This is a genomic window from Roseomonas sp. WA12 (assembly GCF_054165765.1).
Map to the genome: position 1 here is coordinate 166,212 of NZ_JBSTUI010000003.1, position 10,873 is coordinate 177,084.

6 protein-coding genes are annotated in these 10,873 nt (G+C 57.5%); 3 read left to right on the forward strand and 3 right to left on the reverse strand.

Translation table 11 applies throughout. The annotated features are described in order from the left end of the window. The first annotated feature begins 95 nt into the window (after window positions 1–95). From ACVBD7_RS26645 to ACVBD7_RS26655, 3 genes are all read left to right on the forward strand, one after another. Window positions 96–614 (forward strand): hypothetical protein, encoded by a 519-nt coding sequence (locus tag ACVBD7_RS26645; RefSeq protein WP_458098524.1) that lies wholly within the window; start codon window positions 96–98, stop codon window positions 612–614. Between the two features lie 1,018 nt (window positions 615–1,632). After that, the gene (locus tag ACVBD7_RS26650; RefSeq protein ID WP_458098525.1) at window positions 1,633–3,513 is read left to right on the forward strand and encodes an FkbM family methyltransferase; all 1,881 of its coding nucleotides are present in this window, start codon (window positions 1,633–1,635) and stop codon (window positions 3,511–3,513) included. 14 nt (window positions 3,514–3,527) lie between these two features. Further along, on the forward strand, window positions 3,528–7,247 hold the full coding sequence (locus tag ACVBD7_RS26655) for a glycosyltransferase (RefSeq protein ID WP_458098526.1): 3,720 nt from the start codon (window positions 3,528–3,530) through the stop codon (window positions 7,245–7,247). On the opposite strand, the gene ACVBD7_RS26660 is transcribed toward ACVBD7_RS26655, so the two are convergent. The 3 genes from ACVBD7_RS26660 to ACVBD7_RS26670 form a co-directional block, all read right to left on the reverse strand. Further along, entirely contained in the window at window positions 7,146–7,913 is a 768-nt protein-coding gene (locus tag ACVBD7_RS26660) for a transposase (protein WP_458098527.1), read from the reverse strand. The two genes, ACVBD7_RS26655 and ACVBD7_RS26660, sit on opposite strands and share 102 nt — an antisense overlap. A 26-nt stretch (window positions 7,914–7,939) precedes the next feature. Beyond that, window positions 7,940–8,224 (reverse strand): hypothetical protein, encoded by a 285-nt coding sequence (locus ACVBD7_RS26665; protein ID WP_458098528.1) that lies wholly within the window; start codon window positions 8,222–8,224, stop codon window positions 7,940–7,942. Window positions 8,225–8,358: 134 nt separating this feature from the next. After that, window positions 8,359–10,122, reverse strand: coding sequence for a hypothetical protein (locus ACVBD7_RS26670; RefSeq protein WP_458098529.1), 1,764 nt, complete (start codon window positions 10,120–10,122; stop codon window positions 8,359–8,361). Window positions 10,123–10,873: the final 751 nt, after the last annotated feature.

The following is a 10,873-nucleotide window of genomic DNA, read 5'->3' on the forward strand; positions in this document are numbered from 1 at the left end:
AACCGCCCGACCCGTCGCCAGATGCGGCAAGCCTATCGCCGCAGCGGCGATCCCATCCCCGTCAATCTGCGCGGCCTGTTGGGGAGGGCGTTCGCATGAACCCGCGCCCGTTCCTTGAGCCAGGCCAACAGCCCCCGGCAATCCCCCCGCGCTTCCCTGATAAGCCCGCACCCGGGCGTCCGCCGCGGCGCAAGCCGTCCAAGGCTCTCGCGCCCCTACCGATCCTGCCGCCCGAAGCCGCCATTGGCCTCCCGGAGATCGTGCAGCCCAACCCGAACCCCCGCGGCCACACGCCACGGATCTTCCGGATGGTCGGGGATGCGATGGCGCCCAGCGTGCAGCGCAATGACATCCTGATCGCGGTGCCGGTCTCGGCCTACCACTGCGAGGGTCTTTACCTGCTGTCGTTCGCGGCGGGGCATCTCTCCCTTTACCGCTGCGAAGCGAGACAAGGCGCCGTTCACGCGTGGAGGGACAACAGGGCGATCGACTTCGCGCGGCTGGTGCTGACCCGAGCCGAGTTTGAAGAGGCAGTGATGGCCCAGGTCGCCATGACCGGCCGCCTAATTGCGGGCGGGCTGCTGCCCGAGGTGGTCGGGGAGCTCGTGGCATGACCCGCCGCGCACCGACTGGCCGCCGGGCGGTCAATCTGGACGCAGAGCTGATCGCGCTGTTAGCTGAGGCCAGGAGATCGTTCGAACAGCATTGCGCGGACCTGAGAACGCGGCACGCTTCTGGTTTCCCCGTTATCTTCGCAGAACATACTGCCCCGGACCCCGGCGCCGCTTTGATCGTCCAAGCCTGCGCAATCCGCGCCCGCACTGCTGAAGGTCTACGCGCCAAGGCAGAGGCCGCAAGGTGGTGGACGCTACAGGGGAGCATGGACCTATGCAGCCGCTTCCACGTCCCGCAGGAGTGGCTGGCCGTCTCCCTCGCCGACGACTTGACGGGGAGGACTGGCACATGAGCCGTGCCAGCCGCCGTGGCGTCCTCCGCGGCATCGCCACCCTAAGTGCCGCCGGCGTCCTGCCTACCGTGGCTGCTCCGCCTCTCGGGAAGGTGGAGAACCTATGGCAGCAGGTACCGCCTCTCCAAATGGCATATTAGGTCGTGGCTACGCCGCTGAGACTTGTGTGCCGCCACCATCCGATCAACAGCCCCGAGCAGGCACAATTCAGACGGGCTACATCCGAGAACGTCATCCCTCGCCATACAGTCTCCTCGACTAGCCGGAACTTCTGCCACGCGTCGTGACAACGATGCTCGCGGCCGGTACGGACTTCAACGCGCGTCGGGATGTCAGGCACGGGGCGTATGCACAGGCCTTCGGCGCTATGCCTATAACCGCTAGGATTTGCATCCGCATCAGCACCTTGCATAGATGCCCCGCTGGCAACATAGGATGTCACATCTACGAGGACGCTACTTTCCTTGGCGAGCCCAACCAAGCTAGCGGCCTACGCTGCTACTTGTGGCAGCATTTGGACCCAGGCCCGAGCACTGTTGCTCACACAGGCCGGCGCACGGAGCTAAGATGCGCAAGCAAAATGCCATGCCCCTGCGAAGTCGGCGCTCTCCACTCCCCCTTCCTTCAATCGAGAATTTACGTTAGGTAACGTTAGAAGGATGCCAATGCCCATTATTTCCTACGCGCAAAACGGAGAGGATGTTGTGTTGTGGCGGGCGCTGCAGCACGTAGGTGTGGGCTTCTATGTCGATATCGGCTCATGTGACCCAACCGAACTTTCCGTAACGAAGATGTTTTATGATCGTGGATGGAGCGGCATCAACGTGGAGCCGGCTAAGGCTTATTTCGATCGGTGCGTTTCAGAACGACCGCGCGATCTAAACCTCAACATCGCGGTTGCTGCGAAGGCCGGAGTAGTTCGCTTCCTCGATGTAGCCGGGACTGGGTTATCCACGACAGTTCAGCGGAATGCAGAGATCGCTAAATCGCGCGGTTACGCCGTAACAGAGAATATCGTTCCAGCGCTGTCGTTAGCTGAGATACTCTCCTCTTCTGAAGAAAAACAGATCCATTTCCTTAAAATCGACGTTGAAGGCGACGAGCAGGCCGTACTTGAAGGCGCCGACTTCAAACGCTTTCGCCCTTGGATTGTCGTTATCGAGGCTACGCTGCCCAACAGCAGGGAGAGAAGTGATGCGCCCTGGCGCGACCTTCTCCTGAAGGCCAATTACGAGCAGGCATATTTCGATGGCGTAAATTTGTATTTCGTTGCTGAAGAACATCGTGAGTTGAAAGAGCGGCTGGCGATCCCGCCCAATGCGCTGGACAACTACCAAACTGCCGCACTAGTCAACGCATCGAAGCACATCGACGATCTGGCATCGACGATTGCATCGCTCGAGACGGCCTTGTCCGACGCTCAAGCACATGGGAGTTCCGCCGAAGAAGCGTTGGCCTGGATGCGTGAAACGCAAGAACATCTGGAATCCGAAGCTGCAGCGCGAGCGTCTCGGATTGTCGATTTAGAAGCGGCGAATGCATCGCTCGAAACGGCTTTGTCCGACGCTAGAACGCATGGAGCATCGGCAGAGGAAGCTTTGGCCTGGATGCGTGGGACGCAGGAAAGATTGGAGTCCGAAGTTGAGGCACGGGCGGCGCGGATTGCTGGTTTAGAAGCCCAGATTGCCGGTCATGAAGTGGAATTGGCGCGCGAAGTCGCCGCCAGGACGGCGTTGCAAACAGAGGTGTTTGATGAGCGTGCTTCGCTACAGCGGGAAATAAGGTCTCGTCGGAACTTACAAACACGACTTGCGCAGCAGCGCTCAGTTATTGAGGAGCAGAGGCTCACAATCGAGCAGGAGCAGCTGGCAAAATCAAAGACGCAAAGTCAGCTAGAACAGGCCTTATCACGTTGGAATGACCTGGAGCGGCTCGTAGATCGTACTCTCGGTTCAACCTCCAATGCAGACCAGCCTCTAACCGATCGGCTCCTGCATGACTGGGAGTGCCGGAGCCGTGACCTGGCAGCCGCGAACGCTTCTCTACTGAGCATGCAACGAGCTCGGCAGCAGCTCCTCACAAGCAAGTCGTGGCGCGTCACCGGTCCGCTTCGTAGTGCCCGGCGAGCACTTCAAGTTAGGCACATGCCATCAGTAGTGAAGGAACCGGTCGGCAAAGATTTGGCGAGAAGGACGTTTCGTCTCGGCGTGCGCACACTCCTTAGTCTACCAGGAGTGCGGAGCGGTGTACGCCTTATTCACCGCTTTGTACCCTCACCATTGAACTGGCTGGCAGTACGCTACCGCTTTTATGAGGGGCGCAAGGTCCAGCTGCTCGGTCCCCATACGGTAGTGGAAGAAGGCGGGGCGGAGCCTTCAATCCTCCCTCAGCTCGCTGCCCCACTTGGAGTTGAGCCGAATGAAAGGCAAGTGCAGGAACCTGAGGCGGCGTTACAGGTGCCTGAACCGCCTGACATGAGTCTCGAAGAAGCGCGCCTGTATCGTCAAGCGTTAACTCTCGCTCGTAACTCTTCCACGACTCACTGAAGGTCTCGGTCAGCATGCGTTTAGTCATCGACCTACAGGGTGCACAGGGCAGTAGTCACGCCCGCGGGATCGGCAGGTACTCTCGAGAATTGGCACTCGCCATGGCGCGGGAGGCGCGCGGGCACGAGGTCATTGTCGCGCTCAATGCCGCGTTCCCCGAAACTGCAGCGGAACTAACTTATCGTTTTTCCGAAATACTTCCGCGCGACCAAATTCGTTGCTGGCATCTACCGCCCGGCTTTTCTGCTCCGCCCAACACCCCGATCCGAGACTTTGCTGAGACATTGCGCGCGCAGTTCCTTGCATCGCTGAAACCGGATTTGGTGCATGTCACTAGTATGTTCGAGGGGCTGGGCGACGATGTCGTGCCGCTGCAACCAGCTGGACTGGAACGTCTTCCAGTAGTGGGAACATGCTACGATCTCATTCCTCATATCCGGCACAAGCAGTATTTCGAGGGCGCTGACACACGGTCTGTCACCGCGCGCTGGTACTACCGTTGCCTCCAAGAATTCTTCCTTTGCGAGGGTCTGCTTGCCATTTCGGAGTCGAGCCGCCGCGAGGCGATCGACCACCTTTCCTTTCCGGCCGAGCGCATCTTCAACATTCAAGCCGGGATTAGCGAGAGCTTCCATCCAGCAAATCTTTCTATCGCAAATCGCACTGTCCTGCTACGACGTTACGGGCTGCGAGATAACTTCATTCTCTTCCTTGGTGCTGGCGACATTCGAAAGAATGAAGCGGGATTGATCGCGGCCTATGCGCGACTGCCTACAGCTATGCGCCAAAAGCATCAGTTGGTCATTGTTGGCAAAATGGACCCAATAGCTCTTCGGCACAGAGCGGCAGAACTGAACGTTCCAGTAGAGAACTTTGTCATCATTCCGTTCGTACCAGAGGATGATCTAAACGGACTTTACTCCTCATGTGGTGTTTTTGTTTTCCCGTCAAAACATGAGGGTTTCGGGTTGCCGGTGGCGGAGGCGATGGCCTGTGGCGCCCCTACCATCGCCAGCAACACAACCAGCTTGCCAGAAGTGTTGGGGCGGGATGATGCAACTTTCGATCCCGAGGACCCCTCTTCAATCGCTGCTACGATGCAGCGCGTGCTTGAGGATTCGGAGTTCCGCGACGAGTTGGCACACTACGGTCCAATGCAAGCTCGTCAATTCACCTGGGCGTCGAGCGCGACGAGTGCTTGGGATGGTTTAGAAGCGATCCTGGCGGCGCGGCAGGAACGAAAACAAGCGCGCAGCGTTCAGGTTCTCCGTCCGCGTCTAAGCTTGGCCTACGTCTCACCGCTGCCACCGCAAGAGAGCGGAATCGCTGATTACAGCCGCGACCTTCTGCCGAGCCTAGCCCGCCACTACGATATTACCTTGGTCAACACCGAGGAGACAAACGATCTTAGACTGCATGCGAGTTTTCCGACTCTGAATCCGGATGAGTTCCTACAGCAGTCTCAACGATTTGATCGCGTTCTTTATCAAGTAGGGAACTCACACTTTCATCGTTTCCAAATAGAGAATCTGCTGCCGAGCATCCCGGGTTTAGTGGTGATGCACGATGCTTTTCTCTCAGATTATATGAATTGGAGAGCTCATGAGGAAGGAAATCCCGACACTTTCCGTGCGGCGCTGCTTCGCTCCCACAGCTATCCAGCTCTGCGTTATGACGCTGAGCATGGACGCGCTGCGGCGCTGAAACGCTTCCCCTGCTCCCTGCCGGTGCTGGAGAATGCAACCGGCGTGATCTTGCATTCGCAGTACGCTTTAGAGGTGTTGCGCGAGCATTTCGGCGAGCGGGCGCTCCAGGACGTTACAGTTGTACCCCTTCTCCGAGCAGCCAGGCACCTTCCTACGCGCACAGCCGCCCGGGCGGCGCTGGGCATACCCGAGGACGTTTTTATAGTTTGCAGCTTTGGTGGCGTTGCGCCACACAAGAACCCACTGCTTTTGCAACAAGCCTGGGTTGCTGCTGGAATCCCAGGACGTTTAGTGTTTGCCGGTGGCGCTGAACCCAGCACGCGCATGCAGCTGGAGAGCTGGCAAGACGGGATACACTGCACCGGACGCTTGACCGCAGACCAGTATGACATGTGGCTGGCCGCCGCTGATGTGGCTGTGCAGCTACGGATAGAGTCACGAGGAGAGTCTTCTGCAGCTGTTGCCGACGCTCTTATGGCGGGTGTGCCAACGATCATTAACCGTCATGGCTCGGCTGCGGAGTTGCCGCAGGAGGTGGTTCTGGGGCTTCCGGAGCACGTCGGGTCACAAGCCTTGGCTGCAGCCCTGCGCGAACTCTGGACTGACCCTGTGCGGCGGAAAACACTCGGTGACGCTGGGCGAGCATATGTCAGAGATCACCTGTCGCCCGACAAGGCAGCGCTTCTCTACCAAACAGCGGTCGAGGATGCATTTGCGAGTAGCAATCCAATCCTTGTTGCACGTCGGAGTGGCAGACAGCTGCTGGACCTAGGCGGCGTTCCTGGTGGTCAGGTAAGTGCAGTCCAGGCCCTTTGCATGAGCTTTCCATCTCCGTTGCGCGGAGCTGGGCACTCACGTCTCCTCGTAGATATGTCCGAGTTGGCCCGCAGGGATGGCGCCTCCGGGATCCAGCGGGTGGTAAAGGAGATCGCCCGTCGAGCGCTCGAGAGTCCCCCTGCGGGCTTTCGTGCAGAGGCGGTACGAGTAGCAGGAGGCCGTCTCCGTCAAACCTACGCAGCGCCACTCCGTGCCTTACATCATCGTCCTCTGGAGATGGTGGAAGGCGCTGTCGATGCTGGGCCGGGCGATGTCCTTCTCTGTGCTGACATCAATCCAGAAATGACGGAGGAGGAGTACGCGAGTCTCAGACAGCTCCGCCTGCAAGGTGTTCGGATCGTTCCGGTCATCTACGATTTATTACCAATGCAGCATCCTGAGTTATTTCCGCACGTTATCGCTGTCCTCGTTAAGCAGTGGTACACCCGCATGCTGAGGCTCGCGGATTGTGTCGTTTGCATCTCACGTGCAGTCGCGGATGAGTTGGCCGACTGGATGGATGTTTGGCTGGACGAGGAGCTTGACCAACGGACCGAACCGTTGCCGATTACTTACTTTCATCTCGGAGCCGACTTCCATGCCACTTCGCCTGAGGTAGAGTTCTCTTCAGAGGTGAGTGCGGCGCTTGAGGCGGCTAAGCAACGTCCGACAGTGGTAATGACCGGTACAGTGGAGCCACGAAAGGGCTATATACAAGCGTTTGAGGCTTTCGAGGCGCTCTGGGATGCTGGAGAAGATGTCGGTCTGACAGTTGTAGGCAAGCTAGGCTGGCAAATGGATGCCTTTGCGGAACGCCTACGTCACTCACGCGAGATGGGTGTTCGGCTACACTGGCTCTACAGTTGTAGCGACGCCGAACTGCAGCAGCTTTACCGTGCTGGTGCCGGTTTGCTCATGGCGTCAAATCACGAAGGATTTGGGCTGCCGATCATTGAAGCAGCCCAAGTCGGTCTTCCTGTGCTGGTGCGAGACATCCCGGTATTCCGCGAAGTCTGCGGGCCGAATGCGGCCTATTTCCGGGGCGACAGCTTCAGTGAGCTCGCGGAGGCGGTACAAGGTTGGCTGGCCGCAGGGTTCAAACCTAGTTCGTCAGATCTTGGGCCACTGAGTTGGGACGAGAGCTACAGGCAACTCTGCGAGGCCATCTTTAAAGGGCGGGGATATAGGATTTGGCGACCCAGGCAGGGCTGAGAAACATCCTCTAGCACCTAACCCGGGATTGTGTGGGCCCGAAACACACAGACTGCCTAGGGAGCGCCCTAAAGCTTTCCAGTTCACTCGAACGCATAGCCTGAGTTGGCGAGGTAGTTGCAACACTCGGCTGGGGTGAAGGTGCTGAGCAGGCGTCCGATGGACGTCCAGAGGGCTTCCCGGGTACGGGCTGCGGCTTTCCGGAGCCGGGCCTTTAGCCTGGCGACGACCTGCGCTCGGAGCAGTGCTCCTCAGCGGGTTCAAATCCGGGCTGTAGGGCGGCAGGTAGAGGAGGCTGGCGCCGGTAGCCCTGATTGCCTCGTGCACACCGGCGACCTTGTGGGCGGCGAGGTTGTCCAGAACCACCACGTCACCCTTGGTGAGGGTGGGGGCAAGGAACTGCCCGAAATAGGCGAGGAAGGCCTCGCCGGTCATGGGCCCATCGAGCACGAGAGAGGCGACGAGGCCGGTGCTGCGCAGCCCTGCGATAAAGGTGGTGGTGCGCCAATGGCCATGCGACACGGCATCGACCAGGCGCTCGCGCCTCCGCCGCCAGCCGTAGCGCCTGATCATGTTGTTCGCGGCGCCGGTCTCGTCCAGGAACACGAACCGTTTTGGGTCCATGTAGCGCTGCCAGACGCGCCAGTGGCGGCGGCGCTCGGCCACATCAACCCGATCCTGCTCGGCCGCCCTCAGCTGCCTTTTATGTGTTCCAGGTCGAGCCGCTTCAGCATGGACCAGATGGTCAGCAGCGAGCCCGCCACGGCGCGCTTGATCAGCGCCGTCCAAATCCCGGCCAGCATGGTTGCCTTCCGCCCGGACGTCAGCTCTCGCAGGAACTCCTCCTGCCCAGCCAGCAACAGCTTGCGGTAACCACCGATCCTGGCCGGGGCCGTGCTGCCGGTCTGGCGTACCCGCTGCACCAGCTTGATCGCCGCCGAGGCGCTGACCGCAAACCGGGCCGCCGCCTTCCGCACAGAAGAGCCCTCCTCCATATCCCGGACCAGGCGTTTGCGCCGTTTCTGCGACAGGAGTGCCGTTATCCGCAACCTCGCTGCTCCGTCAGCAGCGTCGAATCAGAACCCGCAAGTCGATGCAAACCTGAAGTGCTTTAGCGGCATTCAGCAGAGGCCCCAATGTCGATAAGAACGCGTTGACTGTCCTCGTACAATACGCACCGCCCTGCAAGGGGTGAAGCAAGGCCTAATCTCAATCGATTGAACTCGGGCAAAGTAAGAGGGGCCCTTTCTATGAGAATCGCGTCAAAGCCCAGCCTGTTTGCCCGCCGAGCAAGATTCTCAGCGTCGCTCTCGATTTGAAGAGATGATTTCATCTCTGCAAAACCGGGTTGTAGTTCCGAGGCTCCATAGCTCCACCTCGTGAGTGATCCACGCCTATCGAAAATAAAAGGGTAATGAAGCTTGTATGGATCGAAGCCGTTAATTGGCGGAGCTTCTGGCCACGTTACAATCGGCAGTTGAAGAACCGCCGTGACACGCGAGGCATCTTTCCTCTCCAACATTGCGCGCAAACTGGCAGCAAACGCTTGCTTGTCTGTGTTTGCGATGCTCGCTGCACGTTTTCGAGATAGCGCCTGAGAGGCCGGAATAGCTGAGCATATAAGACTTATGGAAACTAAAGCTGACCAAAGCCTCGCCATTGCGCTTTGGGAGGAGCAGATCAGAGAGGAAAACAGACAGACGGTTATAATCGCCAGAAACGTCAAGAAAGGCATGATCCGGGCTTGGCCTCGTATCGCCGGCGAGAGGAACTCGTTAAAGAGATAGCCTATGTTTCCCCTGGTCGCAAAAAATACGCCTATGCAAATCATTGCATTAGCAGCAAATATCGTCTGACGTTCAACGTCCTTCTTTTCCGAGGTACCTAAGCATAGGACTACGAGCGGTGATGACAAGATAATGATCGTCAAAATCACGCCTGGCCACTCGTAAGCACCCTCGCCGACCATCAATCTTGGTCTTACTACATTGTACTCCACGATCTGACGCGCAACCGCTGGAATCCAGTCGAAGGCATAGATCGCATCAGCCAGCGAAAGTCCGTGATACGCCTGGTCTGTTGCTGACCTTATGGGAGCATGCGCGAGCGCATCTGCTATATTGGGTCCCAACGCACCAAACATCATAATTGTGACGATGGCTAAAGTGAAGGAGGACGCTATTACTATCGGGCGGATACTCCGTAGTCGCACTGAGCAAGAGACTGCTGCACATCCGATAAACATCAGAGAAAAGAAGGCGTAGTAAAGTCCGGAGGTGGCCAGCAGTAAATAGGCAGCAACAAGTTTTTTTGACACAGTTAGTTTTTGGAGTTCCTTGAGAGTAGCGCATCTAAGCATAGCAAGGGCTACCGTAATCCCAACTGGGGCAGAAATATAAATTGCCAAGAAGTCGTGGTTCAAAGAACGTATAAAAAAGTATGGAGTAATCGCCATTGCAATTGCACCACACGCAGAGTGTATTCTGGGAATTTTGAGAATGCGAAGACATACAAAGGAGACCGTGGCCACAGAAGCAACGCCGAAGACGTAGAACATCTTAACTACTGTGAATACGCTAACACCTGTTTGGGCCAAAAACATTAGAATCAGGCGAAAAAATGGTTCGAAGCTTGGGAAGTACGCGGCGTTGTATCCCAAAGGGTAGCCAGCAATATCACTTTTCCAAAAACCCTGTCCCTCCATCATCATTCTGGCGTTAAATAGTATGTAGGAGTGGTCGTTCAGTAGTTCTAATGGTGCCCCAGACCAGATCTGGTGCGCGCCCTGAGACAAGAGGGAAATGATTGCGACCGTAATTCCAAGCGCAATGTCTGCGCCACACTTCGAAAGAGTTCGGCCTAGGGCTTCCGACATAGCAGTTCCTAATCGGGCGAGATCAGCTTTTGAGAATAAGTCCGTAGCGGGCAGATCTGGATGGTGTCTTGGGTCAGAATGATCGTGAAAAGAGACTTAGATTTATAATCTCGCTGCGGCGCATATCTTGCTATTGCTGCAGTGGATCCACACGATCTTCTTGGGTGTAGAGGTCGGCCTTAACAAGGCTCAGGCAATGGTAAGGTTTTCTTTAGTGTCTCGTTGGGTGGCGCGAAGGGTTTCTGACGGCAGTTAAACTAAACTATTGTAAGAAGCTCAACTGGTCAACTTCGTCTTGGATGTGTCTGCACAGCGTCGGAAGCATAGTTGCCCAGTGGTGATCGCTCTCTTGCAGGTCGTGCTGGCTGTCGGACCGGCTGACGCAGGTCGGCGAAGGCCGGAAGGTGAGAGCGCACCGGTAGTGAGTCCAGGTCAGGCCGCATGGCGGCTAAGGGCACTTGCTGTCCGTGCATGTGGCCCTCTTCCGGATGCGAACCCATCCTGCTGCGCCACGTGCTCACGTTTCCGCGATACAACCAATTATAAATTTACCGTTGTCGCAAAATGCGGGATTACACGTATAGGTGGTGCGCCGTGCAGAGTGCACGCGTCGTCAGGGTGGGGAAGAGATGGCCGTTACGATTGACACGTCTCTGCGGATGACCCCTGACAATAGCAACGTTACGATTCTGGATCTTGGGACGTCGTCTGCGAACGGCTTCATCACCTCCCAAACTCTTCGCTTCGGGTC

Coding starts and splice junctions, on each gene's coding strand:
- ACVBD7_RS26655 (WP_458098526.1), top strand. CDS start 3,528: ATGCGTTTAGTCATCGACCTACAGGGTGCACAGGGCAGTAGTCACGCC.
- ACVBD7_RS26650 (WP_458098525.1), top strand. CDS start 1,633: ATGCCCATTATTTCCTACGCGCAAAACGGAGAGGATGTTGTGTTGTGG.
- ACVBD7_RS26645 (WP_458098524.1), top strand. CDS start 96: ATGAACCCGCGCCCGTTCCTTGAGCCAGGCCAACAGCCCCCGGCAATC.
- ACVBD7_RS26670 (WP_458098529.1), bottom strand. CDS start 10,122: ATGTCGGAAGCCCTAGGCCGAACTCTTTCGAAGTGTGGCGCAGACATT.